General features: G+C 60.7%; 18 protein-coding genes. 9 read left to right on the forward strand and 9 right to left on the reverse strand.

What is annotated here, in order from left to right; genetic code table 11:
• Positions 1-115: 115 nt before the first annotated feature.
• Positions 116-1,066, reverse strand: coding sequence for a TAXI family TRAP transporter solute-binding subunit (locus tag ACERI1_RS16335; RefSeq protein ID WP_373619525.1), 951 nt, complete (start codon positions 1,064-1,066; stop codon positions 116-118).
• Positions 1,067-1,351: 285 nt separating this feature from the next.
• Positions 1,352-1,702: an ArsR family transcriptional regulator gene (locus ACERI1_RS16340; protein ID WP_373619526.1), complete on the reverse strand. Its 351-nt coding sequence runs from the start codon at positions 1,700-1,702 to the stop codon at positions 1,352-1,354.
• A gap of 300 nt (positions 1,703-2,002) precedes the next feature.
• Here ACERI1_RS16340 and ACERI1_RS16345 point away from each other — a divergent pair, with 300 nt between their 5' ends.
• The 3 genes from ACERI1_RS16345 to ACERI1_RS16355 all read left to right on the forward strand — a co-directional run bounded on the left by ACERI1_RS16345 (position 2,003) and on the right by ACERI1_RS16355 (position 4,095).
• The gene (locus tag ACERI1_RS16345; protein ID WP_373619527.1) at positions 2,003-2,176 is read left to right on the forward strand and encodes a hypothetical protein; all 174 of its coding nucleotides are present in this window, start codon (positions 2,003-2,005) and stop codon (positions 2,174-2,176) included.
• A 46-nt stretch (positions 2,177-2,222) separates the two neighbouring features.
• On the forward strand, positions 2,223-2,663 hold the full coding sequence (locus ACERI1_RS16350; RefSeq protein ID WP_373619528.1) for a hypothetical protein: 441 nt from the start codon (positions 2,223-2,225) through the stop codon (positions 2,661-2,663).
• Positions 2,664-2,895: 232 nt separating this feature from the next.
• Positions 2,896-4,095 (forward strand): MBL fold metallo-hydrolase, encoded by a 1,200-nt coding sequence (locus ACERI1_RS16355; RefSeq protein WP_373619529.1) that lies wholly within the window; start codon positions 2,896-2,898, stop codon positions 4,093-4,095.
• On the opposite strand, the gene ACERI1_RS16360 is transcribed toward ACERI1_RS16355, so the two are convergent.
• Genes ACERI1_RS16360 through ACERI1_RS16370 form a run of 3 tightly spaced genes read right to left on the reverse strand, consistent with a single transcriptional unit; the run spans position 4,096 to position 5,329 of the window.
• A complete protein-coding gene (locus ACERI1_RS16360) occupies positions 4,096-4,491 on the reverse strand; it encodes a hypothetical protein (RefSeq protein ID WP_373619530.1) in 396 nt (131 codons plus the stop codon).
• A 2-nt stretch (positions 4,492-4,493) separates the two neighbouring features.
• Positions 4,494-5,072 carry a DsrE/DsrF/DrsH-like family protein gene (locus tag ACERI1_RS16365; protein ID WP_373619531.1) on the reverse strand — a complete coding sequence of 193 codons (579 nt, stop codon included), beginning with the start codon at positions 5,070-5,072 and terminating at the stop codon, positions 4,494-4,496.
• Entirely contained in the window at positions 5,069-5,329 is a 261-nt protein-coding gene (locus tag ACERI1_RS16370) for a sulfurtransferase TusA family protein (RefSeq protein WP_373619532.1), read from the reverse strand. The genes ACERI1_RS16365 and ACERI1_RS16370 overlap by 4 nt, the downstream gene beginning before the upstream one ends.
• Positions 5,330-5,710: 381 nt before the next feature.
• On the opposite strand from ACERI1_RS16370, the gene ACERI1_RS16375 reads away from it, so the two are divergent.
• Genes ACERI1_RS16375 through ACERI1_RS16385 form a run of 3 tightly spaced genes read left to right on the forward strand, consistent with a single transcriptional unit; the run spans position 5,711 to position 11,865 of the window.
• Entirely contained in the window at positions 5,711-7,429 is a 1,719-nt protein-coding gene (locus ACERI1_RS16375) for a 4Fe-4S dicluster domain-containing protein (RefSeq protein WP_373619533.1), read from the forward strand.
• Positions 7,430-7,431: 2 nt separating this feature from the next.
• The gene (locus ACERI1_RS16380) at positions 7,432-10,632 is read left to right on the forward strand and encodes a molybdopterin-dependent oxidoreductase (protein ID WP_373619534.1); all 3,201 of its coding nucleotides are present in this window, start codon (positions 7,432-7,434) and stop codon (positions 10,630-10,632) included.
• A 6-nt stretch (positions 10,633-10,638) separates the two neighbouring features.
• Entirely contained in the window at positions 10,639-11,865 is a 1,227-nt protein-coding gene (locus tag ACERI1_RS16385) for an Mrp/NBP35 family ATP-binding protein (protein WP_373619535.1), read from the forward strand.
• A 75-nt stretch (positions 11,866-11,940) separates the two neighbouring features.
• Here the strand turns inward: ACERI1_RS16385 and ACERI1_RS16390 are convergent, their stop codons facing one another.
• Together ACERI1_RS16390 and chrA are read right to left on the reverse strand one after the other, a co-directional pair.
• Positions 11,941-12,207, reverse strand: a complete 267-nt coding sequence (locus ACERI1_RS16390) for a universal stress protein (RefSeq protein WP_373619536.1) — start codon at positions 12,205-12,207, stop codon at positions 11,941-11,943.
• A complete protein-coding gene (chrA, locus tag ACERI1_RS16395) occupies positions 12,207-13,556 on the reverse strand; it encodes a chromate efflux transporter (protein ID WP_373619537.1) in 1,350 nt (449 codons plus the stop codon). The genes ACERI1_RS16390 and chrA overlap by 1 nt, the downstream gene beginning before the upstream one ends.
• A gap of 111 nt (positions 13,557-13,667) precedes the next feature.
• Here chrA and ACERI1_RS16400 point away from each other — a divergent pair, with 111 nt between their 5' ends.
• Both ACERI1_RS16400 and ACERI1_RS16405 read left to right on the forward strand, forming a co-directional pair.
• The gene (locus ACERI1_RS16400; RefSeq protein ID WP_373619539.1) at positions 13,668-14,180 is read left to right on the forward strand and encodes a hypothetical protein; all 513 of its coding nucleotides are present in this window, start codon (positions 13,668-13,670) and stop codon (positions 14,178-14,180) included.
• Between the two features lie 463 nt (positions 14,181-14,643).
• A complete protein-coding gene (locus ACERI1_RS16405) occupies positions 14,644-15,045 on the forward strand; it encodes a hypothetical protein (RefSeq protein WP_373619540.1) in 402 nt (133 codons plus the stop codon).
• 143 nt (positions 15,046-15,188) lie between these two features.
• On the opposite strand, the gene ACERI1_RS16410 is transcribed toward ACERI1_RS16405, so the two are convergent.
• The gene (locus ACERI1_RS16410; RefSeq protein WP_373619542.1) at positions 15,189-17,459 is read right to left on the reverse strand and encodes a PAS domain S-box protein; all 2,271 of its coding nucleotides are present in this window, start codon (positions 17,457-17,459) and stop codon (positions 15,189-15,191) included.
• Positions 17,460-17,595: 136 nt separating this feature from the next.
• On the opposite strand from ACERI1_RS16410, the gene ACERI1_RS16415 reads away from it, so the two are divergent.
• On the forward strand, positions 17,596-19,902 hold the full coding sequence (locus tag ACERI1_RS16415; protein WP_373619543.1) for a PAS domain S-box protein: 2,307 nt from the start codon (positions 17,596-17,598) through the stop codon (positions 19,900-19,902).
• A 27-nt stretch (positions 19,903-19,929) separates the two neighbouring features.
• Here the strand turns inward: ACERI1_RS16415 and ACERI1_RS16420 are convergent, their stop codons facing one another.
• A complete protein-coding gene (locus ACERI1_RS16420) occupies positions 19,930-21,072 on the reverse strand; it encodes a pyridoxamine 5'-phosphate oxidase family protein (RefSeq protein WP_373619544.1) in 1,143 nt (380 codons plus the stop codon).
• Between the last annotated feature and the right edge of the window lie 126 nt (positions 21,073-21,198).

Consider the following 21,198-nt stretch of genomic DNA (forward strand, 5'->3'; position numbering starts at 1 on the left):
CACGGTCCCACAGGCTCCACTGGTGTCCGTGTTCATGACTCGTTCCGCGGCCCGGCGCATGGCCGATCGATCACGTGTCTGTACCGCTGCCTCGAGCTGCCGATACGAACCCGGATCAAGCGTCGAAGTACGCCGCCGCACCTTCGTGAAGCTCGATGGACATCCCGTCTTGTGCGCTGTCGACCGAAATGAAGTCGGTCTTGATCGAGAGCTCACCGAGGTTGTCGAAGATCGCCGCGGTGACCGTCTCGACAGTATCGGCAGCCACGTCGGCGTGTGTGGCGATCATCGCCTGCACTGCGACGGTATCAACGTCCTCTTCGACACCACTGTAGGTGCCACCGGGAATCGTATCGTCAGAGAACCAGGAGGCATCCGATTTGACTGCCTCGCGGTTCTCGCCCTCGATCGGAACGATCACGATATCGTTCGTGTTGGCGAGGTCTTCGATCGCGCCGACCGGCCACCCGCCGACGACGAAGGCCGCGTCGATGTCTCCGTTGGCAAGCTGTTCGGACGCCTGCGAGAAGCCGGCGTTTTGCTCCTCGAAGTCCGATATTCCGACCGACTCGAGGATCTGGAGGGCGTTGACCTGCGTCCCCGATCCGAGGTCGCCCGTGTTGATCGTCGCGCCGGTTAAGTCCTCGAGCGACGAGATGCCGTTTCCGGCAAGCGTGACGAGCGTGATCGTCTCTGGGTATAGCGTCGCGACGCCTTGAAGAGTGTCGATCGGGTTGTCCTGGAAGGCGTCGATTCCGGTACCTTCCTTCGCAAAGGACGCAATGTCGTTCTGGATGAGCGCGAAATCGGCCGAGCCGTCCGCGAGACTGCCGACGTTCTCGACGCTTGCGCCCGTCGACTGGACGTTTAGCGAGAAGTCGGTGTTGTCTTCGACAATCGTTTTGAACTCGTTCGAGAGCGGGTAGTACGTCCCACCAGTCCCACCGGCGTGCCAGCTGAGACGATTTTCGTTGCCACCGTCACCGCCAATACAACCGGCGAGTGCGGCTACACCGGCAGCACCCGCCACTTCGAGGAACCGCCGCCGATTCTCGTGGTATGGCATCCCAACGCATGCTATATCACCCAGAGATATATTTCTGGCTCTTACTATCTGCTGCGTCGTATAACTAACAAGACACATTCCGTTCCCTCGAAGGACAATGTAAGGCGTGTCGCACAGCCAAAGACGATGGTGGGATATCGTCGCTACTTCCTGGCATAGCATACCCGATCGCACGAGGGCCCTGCGTCGGTGTGTGAAACGGGCTGTTATCCCGCCGTCCCGCTGGGATCGCGACCGCTCTGCGGGCCTCCCGGCACCGCCTGACAGGAGTCCGTCTGAACCCGTTTAGGTATGACTATCGCCCGAGTCGAGTACGCTGAGGATCTCTCCGACCGTCTCAGAGTGATAGTATCGTACTACCCTTCCCTGTCTGTCGTAGTCGATCAGCCCTGTGTCCTCGAGCATCGGCAAGTGAATGTGGTGAAGATCTCGTTCCCAATCGGTCACAGTTTCGTCTTCGCGTGTCCTCGAGAGGCGCTGTGCCATCTCGTCGACACGGATCCAGTTATCTTCCAGGTTTTCTAGCAATGCGATAGCCCGTCGTCGGGAGGCGTCCGTGAGCAGACGAAAGAGCTCGTCTGTCTCGCATGTACACTGCACGAGTCCATCGTCGTCTGTGATTGGGAACTCGGTCATGGTTCGCGATGATCCGACTATCGAGAGACTCACTGAAGTACCCCCTCTGGTGTTCCCGCGCTGTGAAAGCTCCGTGGTCCTTGAAACGTTACCAAATCCATCACAACGATGTCTATAGTCGCCATTGAACGTCACTACACACTCGATCGCACGACGGAAGCGCGGGTCGGAGCGACGACGTGAGTGAGAACCGTGGACTGTTCGATCGGTGTGTCACTCGTTTCAGCTGTTATTATAGTCTTGGCAAGATGTATCCGTCCAAATCGTGTTCGTTATCCGCTGGTGACCCTGAAGGCGGATGTGACCTCCGCAGAATCTCGTGGTGGCGAGGAGCAAGCGCTAGTCAGTCGTGGCTATCGGATCACCGTTGATGACGGTCGTGACTCGTTTTTTGCGATCTGCATCGAAGAGCCGGACAGCGAGACGGCGTGGATCATGTCCGATACCGTCCGATCATTGGAAGAGATGGTGTAGGATGTCCCCGGCACGATCATATAGTCAGACGCCGTGACTGACAGCTATGGGGAACTGGATCAAGCGTCTCGGAAGCCTTCTCGTGGGCGTGCTCGGCTTTCTCGCTGTCGGTATCGGCGTGACCGAAGCGCTCGAGCCTTACGTCTGGCCGTCTGCGATGCTGGGTTTGCCTGCCGGACTCGTCGCTGGAACTGCCTTGCTCCCGCTGACATATCTGGGACTGACCTACTGGGAGGAGCGCACCGCCACCGGCACGGCGACTCCGGAAACGTCGCGACGGCTCTGGACGACGGTTGCGGCGATACTCGGCTTTCTCGGCGGTGGTGGGGTTGCCATGATCGTGCTCTCGACGCAGGCTACCGGACTCATAGCAGCGATACTATTCGGTGGTGTCCCGGTCGGAATCGTTTCGGCAGCACTCGCGGCGTACGTCGTTTTCCATCGTCACTTGGGGCGTCGCTCCAACTCCGCGTCGATGGTTCGATAACGTCTTGCTGACGTTTCGCTTCTTTCGCTCGAGGCAGTCTCCGATTGCACAGCAGACACGCTACCGTGTGGAATCGTACTGTTTCCGCTCGCGCGCGTCGGGTTCTGGACCTGGTCCTCGCGGGTTTCGACAGCGGCGCTCAGAAAACGCGACACCTCGTATGCACTTTATATTTAAACTCTCTGTTAAACTGAGACAAATCATTAAGACGAAATCCGTGCCAATATATGGCATGGGCGAGCCAGACGAACTGGCGGAGTATCTCCCCGAGGACATCGAGGTGTCGTCCATCGATCCGGAGGAACTCCGCGACCGTATTGACGCAGGTGAACAGGTAACCCTCCTCGATGTCCGTGCAGAAGACGAGTACGAAGAGTGGCACATCGAGGACGATGACATCACGGCGGTAAACATCCCGTACTACGAATTCCTCGACGATGTCGACGACGAACTGCTCGAACGGGTCCCGGAGGGCGATCCGGTCGTCGCTGTCTGTGCGAAGGGGGGTTCGAGCCATTTCGTCGCTGGAACGCTACTCGAGCATGATATCGACGCGGTGAACATGGCTGACGGAATGAACGGCTGGGCCCGCATCTACGATGTCGTCGAGATGTCGCGCGCGCCTGGACCGGCGACTGTACTGCAGCTTCAGCGCCCCTCGAGTGGGTCTCTCTCCTATCTCGTTCACCACGGCGGCGAGGGAGCGCTCGTCGATCCGCTTCGGGCGTTCGCCGACTTCTACGTCGATCTCGCGGACGACCTCGACGTCGATCTAACGTACGCAATTGACACGCACGTCCACGCGGACCACATCAGCGGCGTTCGCGAGGTCGCAGACCACACTGGTGCCACCGCCGTGTTGTCGCAACGTGCCATCGAGCGAGGCGTCGAGTACGATGTGAACCGCGTCGTCGAGGACGGCGACGTTCTCTCAGTCGGCGACGCCACCATCGAGGTTCACGCGACGCCGGGGCATACGACGGGAATGACGTCATTCCTCGTCGACGGCGGTGTGTTGCTGACGGGCGATGGTCTGTTCACGGAGAGCGTCGCGCGGCCGGATTTGGAAGAGGGAGCCGAGGGCGCGCCTGACGCTGCCCGACAGCTGTACGACACCTTACAGGAGATCCTGTCGCTGCCGGACGACACCGTCGTCGCGCCGGGGCACTTCAGCGACGCGGCCGAGCCAGCATCGGACGGGACCTACACGGCGCAGCTGGACGACCTCGAGGACCACATGTCGGCGCTGTCGATGGACCGCGACGAGTTCGTCGAGTTGATCCTGTCAGATATGCCACCACGGCCGGCCAACTTCGAGGAGATCATCGCGACGAATCTCGGCCAGCAGGATGTCGATGACGACCGTGCGTTCGAGTTAGAGCTTGGGCCGAACAACTGCGCTGCAACGCAGGAGGCGATGACGGGCGACTGACTACCCGAAGCTGAACACGTGGGCAGCGTCCGACGTTTCGTCGAGGAACGCGGCTGCACCGGCGAACTCGGTCGTCACCGCGTCGTCCATTCCTTCTTGATCCCAGTCAAGCATGTCGATGGTCGTTGTGCAGGCGACGGTCGTGACGAGTTCGTCTCCGGTTTCGACGAAGTCTGCGAGCATCTCGTAGGGGTCAGGTACGCCCGCCTCGACCATCCGCTCGAAGTCGCCGAGGTCCTTTTCACCCGCCATCAGATGTGTGAGGCCGTCGAACGTGAAGTAGACGACCACCTCCGTGTCCATCGCCAGGGCGACCTGACCGAGGTTCATGGCCATGGCGAGACTTTTCGGATCGTCACTGTACACGATGATACCGATCTTGTCGATGGATGGCATGGTTACACGAGTAGTTGGATGTCTGCGTCGGCCATGTGCTCGAGTGCGGTCGCCGCGCCAACGCCCGTCGTGACGCCGTCGTAGAACTCCGCTTCGTCGTAGTCCATCAGATCCTGAGTCATTTGACAGGCCTGTAGCTCGACGCCCATCTCGAGGGAGGTGTCGATGAGCTCCTCGATGGTGGCCGTGTCATTGTCTTCGATGCGGCGATTCATCATCCACGTCGTCATTCGATCCATGCCGGGAAGCGCGGCGAGGACGTTCGGAACCGGCATGTTCGGGTTCCCGACGGAACTCAACTTGAGTTCCTTCGAGCGCTCCTCGTGGAGCATCTCCAGGCCCCAGAACGTGTGAAAGACCGTAACGTCCCAGCCGAACGCCGCCGCCGTGCTCGCCAGAATGAGCGGTGGGTACGCCATGTCCAGCGTCCCCTTCGTCGCGATGATGGTCATCCGCTTTTGGTCGTCGGCGTCATCGCTTTTCATCGCGGCGAGTTCTGCTCGAAGCTCGTCGAGTTGCTCTTGGACGTTCGCTGTGCTTGGGTCCGTTGTCGCTTGCTCCGTCGGCGAATCAGTGCTCATGTCCCTGTCCTCCGCACGTAGTGTCGATAGACGGTCTCACCGTCTTCGTCGCCCTCGGCTTGTTCGAGAAGCTCTACCCCGTCTGTCGAGCTCGCCCACCCTTTGATGTCGGACATACTCCCCGGGTCCGTCGCGATGACCGCAAGGACGTCTCCCGACTCGAGGCTGTCGACCGCCTGCTTTGCCTTCACAACCGGCATCGGGCAGTTCAGCCCTTTGACGTCGACTGTTTCGGTGATGTCGTAGTCTGTACTCATGTGTCTTGCCGGCCTCGTACAACGTTATCTACCGCGCACAGGCCGATAAAGTTTCGGATCTTTGAAAATTGGGTGACATTCTCAGCCGTGGATACCGGTATCCGAGGCGGTATCGCCTCTCTCAGACAGTGATGCTCGAATGACGGTCGAGAAGCGGTTCCGCTGATTCAGGCCGTCCCGCCGGCTGAAATGCACTTTATTCGGTATATTGTGCAATCCGCGCAAGTTTTAAGTGTTATCTTGACTCACGTTGATTGTTGCCACGAACCAACAGAGGTGGTCTCCATCACGAACTATGGCTTCGTCATCGATAACAGGAGGTGTATCGGTTGTCACGCCTGCACGGTTGCCTGTAAGGGTGAGCACGACGATCCGATCGGTGTGAACAAAACGTGGGTCAAGTACATCGAGAAAGGTGAATTCCCCAATACGAATCGTAATTTCTCGGTGATGCGGTGTAACCACTGCGATGATTCACCGTGTACCGATGTCTGTCCCGTGACCGCGCTCTGGGAACGCGAGGACGGCATCGTCGACTTCGACCCAGAGCGCTGTATCGGCTGCAAGGCCTGCATGCAGGGGTGTCCGTACGACGCGCTCTATATCGATCCGAACTCGGAGACCGCGGCGAAGTGTAACTACTGTAGCCACCGGGTCGACACGGGGCGCGAGCCGGCCTGTGTGACCGTCTGTCCCGAGGACGCGATTCTCGCCGGCGATCTCGAGAATCCGGACACCAAAATCGCGCGCACGATCTCCCGCGAGGAGGTCCAGGCCCGTAAACCCGAGAAAGGGACCGAGCCGAAGCTGTTCTACGTCGACGGCGACGAAGGCAGTACTACGCCGGGGACGACCGCCCGCGAAGAACACTACATGTGGAGCGACGCGCCCCATCAGGTCGAGACCGAGGGCGGCTCGGTTCCCGATTTCGACCTCGAGAAGGCAGCCGAGTCGCTTGCGGCGTCCGATGTCTCGCTTAGCGGTGCCGACAGCTCGGATGACTCGGAAGCCCGCGCGGATGGAGGGCGGGAGGACTGTGGCTGTGACTCCTGTGCGTGTGGCGATGGAGGGACCACCGACCGATCTGACGCCACCCGGACTGCAGACGGGCAGTCAGACAGCGGCTACCAGTCCGACGGTGGCTACGCCACTGACCCGTCCGGACGGGCACGCGACGACGAGGGTGACACGAGCCGGACCGAACGCGCCTACGAACTCCTCCACGAGGAGGCAACGCGGGTCTACGACATCGGCGAGAGTCACTACGGCTCCTGGGGGTGGGAGGTGTACTCCTACACGTGGACGAAGGGGATTGCCGCCGGGGCGCTCATGCTCCCGGCGCTGTTCATGCTGTTCGGACTGGTCGAACCCAACGTGGCCGCCTTCGGCGCGAGCGCGTTCGTCAGCGGGCTGTTTCTGGCGGCGACCGGTGTTCTCCTCATTCTAGACCTCGAGCAACCGACGCGGTTCCATTGGGTGCTGTTGCGACCGAACTGGAACTCCTGGCTCGTGAAGGGGGCTTACATCATCTCGGCGACCGGCGCGTATCTCGGACTGGTCGTACTGGGGGCGCTTCTCGGAATCGACGCTATCGTCACCCCGCTTTCGCTGGGTGTGGCCGCCGTCCTCGGTTCGGCGACAGCGGTCTACACCGCCTTCCTGTTCAGTCAGTCGAAGGGGCGAGACCTCTGGCAGAGTCCTGCGATGCCGTTGCACATGTTCACGCAGTCGGTCGTCGCCGGCAGCGCGACACTGGTCGTCCTTGGCGTCGCGGGTGTGCCGTGGTTTGAAACGATGGTCGGGCCGTCGGCGTTGGCGCTCGGCGCCGGCCTCATTGGTCACGCTGTGCTGGTTGCTTCCGAGATCTTCACGCCCCACCAGACCGAGGACGCCGAGGAGGCCGCTGCGCGCATCACACGTGGCCGATTCCGGACAGCGTTCTGGATCGGTGGCGTCGTCCTCGGCATCCTGTTGCCGCTGGCGGCGCTGGCCGTCGGCTGGCCGATCCTCGCGGCGGTGGCCGGCGCGCTCGCACTTGCTGGGCTATTCGCCTTCGAGTATTGCTGGATAACCGCCCCACAGACCATTTCACTCGCTTGACCATGGGACACGAATTCGATCCGAGCCGTATCGAGAAACTCGCCGAACGACTCGGCGTCATTTCGAATCGCACTGAGAACACGAAAAAACAGCGACAGCGCCGCGGCGTCGACGGCATCGACAGAATCGCCCCGGAGGGTAAACTCGGCTCATATCCCGACCCCGAGCAGTGGCAAGACTGGGTGGAGTACGAGTCCGAGGGCCTCCCGAAGGAGTACTCGGTCGTCCCGACGGCCTGTTTCAACTGTGAGGCCGGCTGTGGACTGCTCACCTACATCGACAAGGAGACCGGCGACATCCGCAAGATCGAGGGCAATCCCGAACACCCCGGAAGCCGAGGGCGCAACTGCGCGAAGGGACCAGCCACGATCAATCAGATCAAAGACCCCCAGCGAATTCGCTATCCACTCAAGCGTGACGGCCCACGTGGGAGCGGCGAGTGGACCCGCGTGTCTTGGGACGATGCCCTCGAGGACATCGCCAGCGAGATGCGCGAAACTATCACCGATGGTCGCGAAAATGAGATTACCTACCACGTCGGCAGGCCCGGCCACGAGGGGTATATGGACCGGGTCATCAACGCCTGGGGACTGGACGGCCACAACTCCCATACGAACATCTGCTCGGCGGGTGCCCGCGCGGGGTATGCCTTCTGGCACAAGTACGACCGGCCGAGCGCGGACTTCGCCAACGCCGAGTTCATCCTGCTGTTGTCCGCCCACCTCGAGTCGGGCCACTACTTCAACCCCCACGCCCAGCGCATCATCGAGGGCGTCATGGAGGGGGGCCAGCTCGCGGTGCTCGATCCGCGGCTGTCGAACACCGCTGCCATGTCCGATTACTGGCTGCCTACCCAGCCCGGCAGCGAAGCCGCGGTCTTGCTGGCGATGGCGAACGTCATCCTCGAGGAGGGGCTCTACGACGAGGAGTTCCTCTCCAACTGGGTGAACTGGCAGCAGTTCCTCGACGAGGAACATCCCGGCCGCGAACGGACGTTCGAGACGTACCTCGACGTGCTCCGGGACACGTACGCGGGCTTTACACCCGAGTACGCCGAGGCCGAGAGCGGCGTCGACGCCGCCACCATCGAGAAAGTGGGTCGGAAAATCGGCATTGCTGGTTCACGGTTTGCCAGCCACATCTGGCGCTCTGCGGCGTCGGGCAACGAGGGCGGCTGGCAGGTCAGTCGGGCGCTGCACTTCCTGTCCGTGCTCACCGGCAGCGTTGGCACGAAAGGTGGCACCTCGCCCAACGCCTGGCACCAGTTCGAGCCGGAACTGCCGAAGGAACCACCGCGCCAGCAGCTGTGGGACGAACTCCAGTTGCCGCCGGAGTGGCCGTTCGCCCACTACGAGATGAGCCAGCTCCTGCCGTACTTCCTCAAGGAGGGCCGTGGCAAGCTGTCGGTGTACTTCACCCGCGTGTTCAACCCCGTCTACACCTACCCCGACGGGTTCTCCTGGATCGAGGCGCTGAGCGACGAGGACAAAGTCGGAATGCACGTCGCGCTGACGCCCACCTGGAACGAGACGGCGTACTTCGCAGATTACGTCCTGCCGATGGGCCACAGTCCCGAGCGCCACGACATCCAGAGTCAGGAAACCCACGCCGCGACGTGGGTCACCTACCGCCAGCCCGTCCAGCGGGAGTTCGCCGAGCGCGAGGGCGAAGACATCGAGCGCACCTACGAGGCCAATCCGGGCGAAGTCTGGGAGGAAGACGAGTTCTGGATGGACCTCTCTTGGCGCGTCGACGAGGACGGCGAGTTGGGTATCCGGGAGCACTTCGAGAGCCCGTATCGAGATGGCGAGACGACCGCAGCAAACGGCGGTACGGCGACACAGCGAGACGACAGCGCAGCCGAGCGAGGGGTGCCGAGCAGTGACGAGGCTGCCGACGAACCCCCGCAGATGACCGTCGACGAGTACTACCGCTACGTCTTCGAACACGAGGAGAACCTCGTCGAGGCAGCCGAAGAAGCCGGCATGGAGCCCCTCGAGTACATGAAACACCACGGGGCGTTCGAGGCCAGCGAGAACGAGTACGAACTCCACGAGGAGCCGCTCGATCCGGCGCTGCTCGAGGACGACGACGTGTTCGTCGACGAGTACGGGACCATCCACCGGGTGCTCGACGACGACGGAGACGTCTCGATCCCCGAAGGGGCGGCGCAGTCGGCCGAACTCGACGAGGGGGCCGATCATCCTGAAGGATACGATACGGTTCCACACGGAGGGGTCTCGGACCTCGAGACCCAGGTGCTCGGCGTGGTCGTGGACGGCGAACCGAAACGCGGATTCCCCTCTCCGACCGGCAAACAGCAGTTTTACTCGAAGACGCTCGCCGAGTGGGGCTGGGACGACGAGGAATACACGATTCCTCATTACCTAAAGAGTCACGTCCATCCCGAGAACATCGACTACGAGAACGGCGAGATGGTGCTCGTGCCGACGTTCCGCCTACCGACGGCGATTCACTCCCGATCGTCGAACTCCAAATGGCTCGAGGAAATCTCGCACAACAACCCGGTCTGGCTGCACCGTACGGATGCCGAGCGACTGGGCGTCGAGACGGGCGACCTTGTGCGCGTCGAGACTGAGATTGGCTACTACGTCAACGAAGTGTGGGTCACCGAGTCCATCAAGCCAGGTATCGCCGCGATGAGCCACCACATGGGCCAGTGGAAAGTCGACCGTGACGGCGACGGTGAGGCTGACGGGGACTTCGATGAGGGTGGCGATCCCTACGGAAAGGTCACGGTCGATCTGAAAGACGAGGATAGCCAGTGGGGAATGCGCCAGCAGTCAGGAATCGGGCCGTTCGAGAGCGACGATCCCGACTCTGCCAGGGTCTGGTGGACCGATGGCGGCGTTCCACAGAACCTCACACATGCACCTCATCCCGACCCCATCTCGGGGATGCACTGCTGGCACCAGAAGGTCCGGGTCCGACCGGCGAAGCCGGACGACTACTACGGAGACGTCTACGTCGATACCGATCGCGCCATGGAGATCTACCGCGAGTGGGTCGAGAAGACCCAGCCGGCTGATGGTCCGGACGGGAAGCGCCGACCGAAGTGGCTCAAACGACCGATCGCACCGCCGTCCGACCCCGGCGAGGACGATGCCTGGTATCTGGATGGCCCGATCGGTCGCGAGCAGCGATGGGAGCCGGACGAGTTCGGCCCACAGGGTGAGGACTGACCCGCGATGGACGATTCCGATGCGACTCCTCACGCTGGGCGGAATGGGACGTCGACAGCGTCAGCCGACGCCGGCCAGAGAGATGATACCGCCGCGGCCGTCCGGGAGGCTATCGCCTCGGCGGAGGTGGGAACCGAGGAACTCTATGTCGACCTCACAGCGATCGATGGCGTTAGTACCATCAGCGTTCGCGACGGCGTGGCGTCGGTCGAAATCTCGCTTCCGGTGCCGAGCCAGACACTCCGCGAGCAACTCGCCGCGGACGTGATCGCTGCTGCCGAGTCCGTCGATGACGTTGAGTCGGTTGATGTCGATTTCCAGGCCAGTGCTGCCGATCCAGGAGAACACGTCGACATGCTTCCCGACGTCAAAAACGTCGTCGCCGTCGCGTCGGGCAAGGGTGGCGTCGGCAAGAGCACTGTCGCGACGAACCTCGCGGCCGCGCTGGCGGATACGGGCGCGACTGTCGGCCTTCTCGATGCCGACGTGTACGGGCCGAACGCGCCGACGCTGCTCGGCCTCGACGAGCGACAACCCAACGCCACGAGCGACGACGAGATGGTCCCGCGCGAGGCCTACGGCGTCCGGACGATGAGCATGGAGTTCATCACCGGCGAGGACGACCCAATCATCTGGCGCGGCCCGCTGGTCGACGAGTTCATCAAGCAGCTATTCGGCGATGTCCGGTGGGGTAAACTGGACTACTTGATCGTCGACTTGCCACCGGGTACCGGGGACGCACACCTTTCGCTGGTGCAGCACTTCCCCGTCGCCGGCGCCGTTATCGTGACTACGCCACAGGAAGTCGCGGTCGACGACGCCGCCCGTGGCCTCGTCGGCTTCGCACGTCACGACACCCCGGTGTTAGGAATCGTCGAGAACATGGCCGGATTCGAGTGTCCGGATTGCGAGTCGCTTCACGATATCTTCGGCACCGGCGGTGCCGACGACCTGGCCGACCAGTTCGACGTTCCCGTTCTGGGTCGCGTCCCACTCGAGCCAGCCGTCGGGTCGATGGACGACGATGGCGATTCGGGACGACCGCCCGGTATCGATGTGCCTCTCGTCGGTCGCCTCGAGTTACCCCGCACTCAGGAGGAGCGAACACAAGGTAACAGAGCGCCCCCACTTGCCTGCAGGACCGACGGCGGTGCCACTCGCGAGCAGCTCCGAATTGCCGCGACCCGAATCGCGGCGCGGCTGAACGAGGCTGCTGTGACGTTCCGCGAGTGAGCGTTCGAGCGACCGGATTTCTCGTTTCTATAGAAAAAGCAGGCCGAGTATCTCGGGACGTACCCCCGAGGCGGTTCACGTTTCGGGACGAACGATCGTTACTGAAACTGGAGACCGCTTTGCCACCTCCTCAGCAACGCTTCCCAGCAGTATCCGACCGACGCCCGTCCGTCCGCGACTCCCGATAACGATATGATCGGCACCGAGGTCATCAACGGCACCGATAATCGCTCGCGCTGGTGATCCGTGTGCGAGTCTCGTTTCGACTGCGACTCCGTGTTCGGCTGCGAGACTTTCGTATTCCTTGAGTAGTTCTTCCGCCTCCGCTTCTCGTTGCTCCATCACAGAAGATAGAACGCGGCGATTCCGACCGCTCCCCCGCCGAAAATGAGGTATACTGCGTCGACTCCGCGGAGAAACAGGGCGAACGTGAGTCCCGCTACACTGACAGTCAGGAGATCAACGAAGGAATCGCGGGCGAGCGTCACTATCGCTCCCAAAATCGCACCGACCACTGCAGCATTGACACCCATCAGCGCCGTCTGGATGACGTCGTTCTCTCGGACCTGTGCGAAGCTGGGGAAGAAACCCAGAATAAACACGAACGAGGGCCCGAACGCGCCAATCGTTGCCACGAGTGCACCGAGGACAGCGACCCCAACTGAGCCATCCGAGATGTCGAGCAAGAGCTTGTAGCCGATGAATGCCGTCGTCATCACGACGGGACCGGGCGAGAGTTGCCCGATAGCGACGCCGTCGACGAACTCACGACCGGTCATCCAGGCGAATTCGTTGACGACGTACTTTTCGATAAACGGAATGAGAACCAGCCCTCCCCCATAAATGAACGATCCCGTGTAGAGCATAAACAGGAAGAGTTTCACCCCTTCGTTCGTCCAGAGGACCGTTAAAAGGCCCCAAATCGGGGAGGATTCCACAGCGGTGCGGACTCGAGGTCGAAGAACCGCGAGGATGCGATCACGTCGGAGAAACAGGAGTGTGGCGACGACACCGACGAGACCCCATACTCCTACCTGTCGAATGTTGTGCCGAATCCACGTCGACCGATAGAGGAAAACGGTGACGAGCCCTGCTGCGATAAACGAGAGCACGGGATTCGGATTCGCTACGACGGTCACGACGATCGTCGCGCTCAGGAGGGCACCGAGGAGGTAATCGACCGACCACGTTTCGGAGCCGATATGGAACTCGAGATCCGTGCGACCTTCTGCGAGTGCGGAGTTGCCCATCGACCATGCCGCACCGGCAATGAGGCCAATGACGACGGGATTGATCCCGTAGAAGAACGCTTCAACGGAGGGAACGGCCTGATACGCGAAATAGAGCCACGAGAAGACGACCACGATGATGAACGTCGGCAGCATGAACGCACCGCCGGCAACGAGCGCGCCGAGCGTCCCGCCGCGAACCCATCCCATGAAGATGCCGAGTTGTGTCGAGGCTGGGCCCGGCAGTGTGTTGCAGATCGCGAGTCCTTCCATGAACGTCTGCTGGTCAGTCCAGCCGTCCTCCCCGCTGAGGTCGTCTTCCATCATCGCGATGTGGACGAGCGGGCCGCCGAATCCGACGATCCCGATATAGATGAAATACGTCGCTATCTCGATGAGTCGCTCAGCAGTCGGCTCTCCGCTGTAGGACTCTGTGGGGCCGTCTGAACCGGCGTCACTCATCTATAGTGACCCTGCTATCATCCGTACGATATTGAATATACGCCACCACGATGGGCCGTCCGTCGCGTTCGGTGAGAGCTCTATGCTGCTGCACAACGGAGCTTCCGACGAATGGTCAACGCCTTCTGGCTCGATCGCGACCTCGAGCGAACCGTAACGTGGCTCGTCGACCGGCACGTAACCAGCAGCGTCTTCGAGTGTTCGATGGTGCTGACGACTGCGGTCCAGTTGAACGGTTATCCGAAATCGGACACGCTATCCTTTACCCATCCCGACCACCCGCTGACTCGTTGGGCGGCGCGCTCGATCGCGAACTGGCAGTATCTGTGCGATTATACGGAAGCAGTCCACGAGGAGTGGCGCTACCGGTGGGATCACGGGCCGACGGAGCGCCACGGCTCGTGGGAGACCGTTCGATCGCTGGACGACGCGACCGTCCGTGGCCTCGAGTGGCCGACCGAGGGGCGAACGGACCCGCCGCAACTGACCGGGCGATGGACGGCTGACGACTACGTCGACGCCTACCGATACTACTACGCGAACGAGAAGCGCCACCTGTTCGAGTGGTCGAAGGATCGGTCGATGCCGCCCTGGGTCGACGCGTACACGGTCGATCCGCGTTGACGGCTACAGTAGCCACTGAAAGTCAATGTACACCAGATCGAACGAGGGCTATGCGATCGGTGTGTAAATCGTTTCAGTTGTTACTATAGCAGTAGATAGTAGCGCGATTTATTAATTCAGAATTCTATTTAAAAAGAATCTGGAAGTTCGGTCACTACACGTGCTTATTGAACGGCAGGCGGTAAACAAGCATCCGCGAGCGAAGCGAGCGGTTCGCCGCCGGAGCGGGTTTTCACCTCGCGACGGCGGTCTTTTGACATCAACGGGTTTTGCCGGGGTTCGACCGAGTGAGCAACGCGAACGAGGGAGGACCCCGGTAAAAGAGGTTGCTGTACTCACCGCTAGTTTCACGACACACTTTGAGTAAAGAAACCGCATTACCAACTACTGATAGGGGAGTGATACAGACGTCTCAATATCTCTCCTAGGAAGGTACTTGATCGAGTCGCCCGCTGTGATGAATATGGCTTGGACGTTCTGGCGACACCCACACTCCGATGAGCGAGCGGACGCGGACGCAGATTCAGTCAGTACCACTGCCGATCCTGATTTTGCCATCTTAGCCGATTGGCGACGGGCGTGTATTCTCACCTATCTCGTCAATACGGACGACCTCGAGATTGATCGATCACAGTTGGTCGAGGTGGTGTTCGAATCCGAAGTGCAGGATCCGAACCGACCGACCCAACCGGACAGAGACGCGATCGATATCGACCTCCATCACCGGCAGTTGCCACGGCTCGAACAGGCAGGACTCATCACCTACGACTGGCGTCACGGCACGGTCCAGTACGATGGATCGCCGCTGATCGAACAGGGACTCGAACGCGTCTTCGCGGGCTCACCAGTTGTGCCACAGTTATGACGCCTCGACCCGAGGCTGTTGACCACCGCTTCGAAAAGCGGGTCTGTGATGCGTTCTACCGAATTGAATCGTAGTCCGCAGTCTCCTGTCGTCGCCCCACGATTCGTCTGATCCGACACAGCCCGGCGATCGGGTCCCTCGGTTTAGGGGGTCTCCTCGGCGGCGACCGGAAGCTCCACCACGAAGATGCTCCCGTCCGGATCGTTGTCTTCGACCCAGATGCGCCCGTCGTAGCGAGTGACGAGCGTCTTCACTAGATGCAGCCCGAGCCCGGTTCCGTTGCTTTCGAGCCCTTTCTCTCCTTCATCGAAGATCCGATCTTTGTGTGTCTCCGGGATTCCGGGACCGTTGTCCGCGATCCGAACTCTGACCTTCGTCTCCGCTCGCGTTGCCGTGACGGTGACGGTCGGGATCTCCTTGTCGTTGTGCTTGATCGCGTTTTTGAGTAGATTTCTGAACAGCGACTGTACCATGTCGTCGGCGAGTACCTCGATATCTGGGATCGTGCCGTCGATGTAGACGACTGCCCGTTCGTGGCTCGAGCGGACGGCGTTGACTTCCGATTCGAGAACGGACTGAAGGCCAACGGGGAAGCGGTCGGCATCCGACTGCAGCATCGCTTGCGTGATGTCTCTCGCTGTTTCGGTGATCTCGACGGCATCGCGAGCCGCCGTGAGAACCTGCTCGACGTACGCGTTCCCATCCGCGTCGACGTATGCCGTGAGCGTATCCGCGTATGCGAGCACGAGCTGGAGGTCGTTGCGGATGTCGTGGCGCACGATCTGATTGAGCATCTCGAGGTTGTCCCGCTGGGTCTCGAGTTGCTGTTCGTACTCGACACGGGCCGTGATGTCGATGTTGCTCTCTGCCAGCCGGACGAGGGATCCATCGTCGTCATAGATCGGGTTCGCGTGGACCTGAAAGATCCGTTCGTCTCCCTCGTCGTCGCGGTGGACGTGCTCGACTGTGACCGGCTCGTCTGTGTTCTTGATCTCGGCGATCGGACACGGGATCGGGTCCTCACCCTCATCACAGGGCTGGGTCCGTCCGTGAGTAAGCTCGTAACAGGTGTCACCCGTTTCGACGGTCGCATGTGAGTTCGCGTATTCGATCGTGTATTCCTCGACGTTAAGGACGTAGAACGGATACGGGAGGCTCTCGATGACCGTGGTGAGAAAGTCACGTTCCGCCGCGAGCTCTCGTTCGCGCTCGATGCGCTCGGTGATGTCACGACCGAGTGCGAGATACTGCGGCTCGTCACCGATCTCGATTTTGTTGAGCCAGACTTCGACCGGGAACGTCGACCCGTCCTTTCGCTCGTGTTTCCCCTCGACTTTTACTGTCTCGCCGATGTCCATCGACGCCCAGAGCTCGCGTGCGCCCTCGCGGTCCAGTCCGATCTCGTAGTCGGTGACGTTCATCGAGGTGAGCTCTGTGCGTGCGTAGCCGAGACTCTCCACGTTTTGCTCGTTGGTGGCGATGATCTCTCCGTCCGCATCGTGGACGGCGATCGCATCCGGCGACTGGTCGAACAACGCTTGCAGTCGGTTTCTGCTCTCTTCGAGTGCCTGCTCGCGGTCTTTAAGCGTCGTGATCTCTCGCCCCGAGCCGACGATCCGCTCGACGCGTCCGTCGACGATGAGTGGCGTCAGCTTGGTTTGCCAGACCGTCGTCTCGCCGTCCAGTTCGAGCGTTTCCTCGTAGACGATCGGTTCCCGACACTCGAGACACTCGCGATACTTCGCTGCGAGCTCGGCTCCGAGGTCGTCCCCGAAGGCTTCGACCGGCGTCTTCCCACGGATGTCGTCGGTCGACTTGCCCGTAAACTCGGTTTCGCGCTCGTTGAACCGCTGAAACCGAATCGTCCCGTCTTCGTCGACATCGAGCAGGAATAGGGCGTCCTGTACGTGCTCGAAAACCGTCTCGTACTCGCGCTGGAGCGACTGAAGTTTGCATTCTCGGTTCGTTTCCTCGGAGACTGCCTGTGACGCGCTGACGATCGTGGTGAGTGTGCCGTCCTCGACGACCGGCGTGAGTGTCGTCTGCCACTCGACAGTTCCGGGAGGGAACTCGAGCGTTTCCTCGTAGTCGATGGGCTCACGTCGAGAAACGCAATCGTGAAACCGGCTGGCTGCCGCAGTGCCGTCCGATTCGCCGAGAAGGTCACGGAGTGATCGGCCACGGCACGCGGTCGCTGTGATCCCGGTCTGTTCTTCGTGGGTGTGGTTGTTTCGCTGGAATCGGAAGGTCGGTTCCGAACCGTCACGTTCGACCGTGAAAACGGCAATCGCGTCTTCGACGGCGGTGAAAATAGCCTCGGTTATCGAGGCTGGCTGCGATTGGCTCGCCGACAACGCGCGGTCGCTCTCGTCAGATCCAGCCACACGACCGTCCGGTCGATTCTGATCGGCCATACACATTCACGGCCTGTTTCATCAATAAGAGTGACTATACTGTGAACACTCGGCTGGGCTGTCTGACCGTGCCGTGCCGTGATTATGCTTGCGTTGCTACACAATCATTTTGGTCATCAGCTAAAAAAGAACGGGTATGAATACGTCGGTGTCTGTCTTGCACGTCGGTGATCACCTTCCTCTCGAGGTGCTGTCTGTACCAGCCGACGGACACGAGATCGCGGTCTTTACAGTCGAGACAGTTTCCCGGCTGTGCGACGGTCTTGAACGGTTCGCCGCTGGTGCGTTCGACTGCGTCGTGACCGAACGCCGACTGCCGGATGGCTCAGGTATTGACGCGATTAAAGCGGTTCGCAACTCCGATCCGTCGGTTCCGATCTTTCTGTGTCCTACCGACCACTCGAGTGAGTGCGTCCGCGAGGCGGTCGACGCCGGCGTGACCGAGTACTTGCCGTGCGAACCCGACCAAGACGCGTATCCGCTCTTGGCGACACAGATTCTCGATGCAGTCTCCCAGGAGCTGGCGACAGAGCGGGCAGCGAAACTCGAGCGGATCAACACCGTCATCCGTGATCTCAATCAGGCACTCGTTCACGCATCGACCCGGTCCGAGATCGAGCGCCGCGTCTGCGAGATCATCAGCCAGTCCGAGTCCTACCTGTTCGCCTGGATCGGCGAGCACAACTCCGAATCAAACACAGTGACGGGACGGGCCGCAGCCGGTGTCGAAGCGGGCTATCTCGAGCAGATCAGTATCACGACGGATGAGAAACCAACCGCACAGGGTCCAACCGGCAAAGCCGTTCGTACCCGTGAAATACAGGTCATGCAAAACGTGCCGGACGATCCGGCCTACGAACCCTGGCGCGAGCAGGCGCTCGACCGCGGCTACCGCTCGAGTGCTTCGGTCCCGCTCGTCTACGACGACGCGCTCTATGGCGTTTTGAACGTCTACGCGGATCGGGTGGGTGCGTTCAAACCGAACGAACGAGAACTGCTCTCCGAACTCGGAGAGACGATCGCATACGCCCTTGACGACGTGCAAATGCGCGAGGAGTTGCGCCGCCGCCAACGTGCCATCGAACAGGCTGGCGACGCCATCTTCGTTACCGACGTCGACGGAACCATCGAGTACGTCAATCCCGCATTCGAGACGATCACCGGGTATACGTCTGCGGAAGCCATCGGTCGGAAGCCGAACATTCTCCGGTCCGAGGACACCGACGACGACTATTACGAGCGGCTGTGGGCGACGATCCTCGACGGGGAGACGTGGGACGAATCGATCGTCAACGAGATGAAAGCCGGCGAGCGCTATCATGCCGAACAGACGATCGCACCCATCGTCGACGGGACGGGCGATATCGAGGGGTTCGTCGCTATCCAGCGCGATATCACCGAGCGGAAACAGCGCGAACACGATCTTGAGCGGAGTCAATCACGACTTCGTGTACTATTCGATCAAGCACCGGACGGCATCGTCGTCCACGACGTGGATGGTGCCGTACTCGACGTCAACGAGGCGCTCGTCGAGATGCTCGGCTACACCAGAGACGAGTTGTGCTCCATGAACATCGCCGATATCGAATGCGGTATCGATGAAGCGACACTGCGAGACAAATGGGGATCGATGGATCCCGGAGCGATGCATAAAGTCGAGGTCGATGGCCGACACCGGCGAGCGGACGGTTCGACCTATCCGGTCGAAGTCTGGATAAGTCGGATCATGACCGATGAACCACGCGATCGGTTCGTCGCCTTCATTCGCGATATCACGTACCGCAAGCACCGGATTCGACAGCTTCGGGTCCTCGATCGCGTGCTCAGACACAACCTCAACAACGAGATGGCAATCATTCGTGGCTATGCTGAGACGATCACGGACGCCACTCCCGGAGACGCAGCCGCGTACGCACGCGAAATCGTCGCGAGCTGTGATCGCCTGCTCGAGACGGTCTCGAAGGAACGGGAGATCGTTCAGATCGTTTCGAGCCCGCCCCATCGCACCGAGATTGAACTCGTCGAAACGATCAGAGAGTGTGCCGAACGAATTCGATCCCAGTATTCGAACGGACGGATCGAGATTCGTGCATCGGCCCCCGTTTTCGTCGACGCAATGATAGACATCGAGCGAGCGATCGAGGAACTGCTGGAGAACGCGCTCGTTCACAACGATCGGTCGCCGTCCGAGATCCGTGTCGAGGTCACACGCAACGACGATGGAACTGTCTCGGTCCGTATCTCGGATACCGGACCACGCATTCCCTCGGAAGATGCCCGTATCCTGACTGGTGAAGAACAGATCGATCCGCTCTCTCACGGGAGCGGCCTGGGGTTGTGGCTGGTCTATTGGATTATCGAACACTCCAACGGCGACATTCAGGTCCGGTCAAACAGCCCGCGCGGAAACACGATCGAGATCACGCTCGATGCGCTCTCGTGAGCGATCGCTCTCGGTCACGGCTGGCGTTCACAGCGACCGCGCACTTTGACGACCGCTGATCGTCGCTGGCTCGAGGACGTACCAGTCGAACGAAATCGACGCGGTGTCTTGACTGAAGACGTCGACCGATGCGAGGTCGCTTTCGGCGAACACCTCGAGCACGTCTCGCTGTCGAACCTCGTCGCGGGAGAGTGGAGACAGCGAGCCATCGACGATGACGCTGCGCCACTGGTCCGGCCGTGCATACCGCGAGACGACGAACGAAACCGCGGCTGAGCGTTCCAGTCGAGCCTGTTTTTCGCTGCCATCGAACGCTGCCAGATGCATGTATAACACCCCTTCATCGGCGTCGTATCCGTACGACATCGGAATCGCGTACGGTGACCCCCCATCGAAGGCGAGCACACCGTAGCCCTCCGATCCGAGGAAGCTATCGATCTCGTCGTCCGACATCGTCGTGGGAGTGACCGTCTCTGCGCTCCCGTCGGACTCCTTGCCTCCTTCTTCGAGCGCGTTGGCGGTCGTCGCTGCCGTCTGCCCGGTCTCCGTCGGTGACTCGTCGTCCGTGATGGACTCGAGCGGTGAGTCCTGTGGTTCGACGACGTGATCGAACAACGATTCGAACAGACGGCGTGTCTGTTCGTCGGCTGCCGCTGGATGGAAATGGACGTGGACGTCGGCCCCCGCGCCCTGCAGGGTCGCGAGGATAGTATTCAGAAAGCGGTAGATCAGGTCCGTATCGTGATACGGTAAGAGCGACTCGATGTCGCGGAGGCAGATCTTCACCGACCCCTCGATTTCGTCCCACCGTTCGATGAGACGGGAGAACACGATCGAGATCCCGGTCAAATCCTGCGGATCTACCTGAAATCCGTACAGCGGCGTCTGTTCACCGACGACTGTCCTCGTCGAACCCCCGTCGGACTGCGGTGTCGTGATGATGACGGCCGCCTCCGAGGGATCGTTGATTCGCTCTAACTGGATGTCGAGCGCATCCCGAAGCGATTCGAACGACTGTGAGGACGTCAACTGGACGACGCGGTACTCGCCTTCGGCCGCGTCGTCGAACACCTCGGTACAAAACGCCTCGTCGGACTCGAGCGTACCTGACTCGAGATACAGGGTCGGGCCCCGCGTCCGGTCACTCTCTCCATCACTGTTGATCCCCATTTATCTATGAAATCAGATATCACACAGTTATACGTTTCGACCATCGTGATCAAGTGACCGTGCAGCCACGAGCGAGTGTCGCTTGATACGGACTATCGTAACAACTGATACGGTCTGCTGTAACGG

Source organism: Natrinema sp. HArc-T2, from assembly GCF_041821085.1.
Lineage (GTDB): Archaea > Halobacteriota > Halobacteria > Halobacteriales > Natrialbaceae > Natrinema.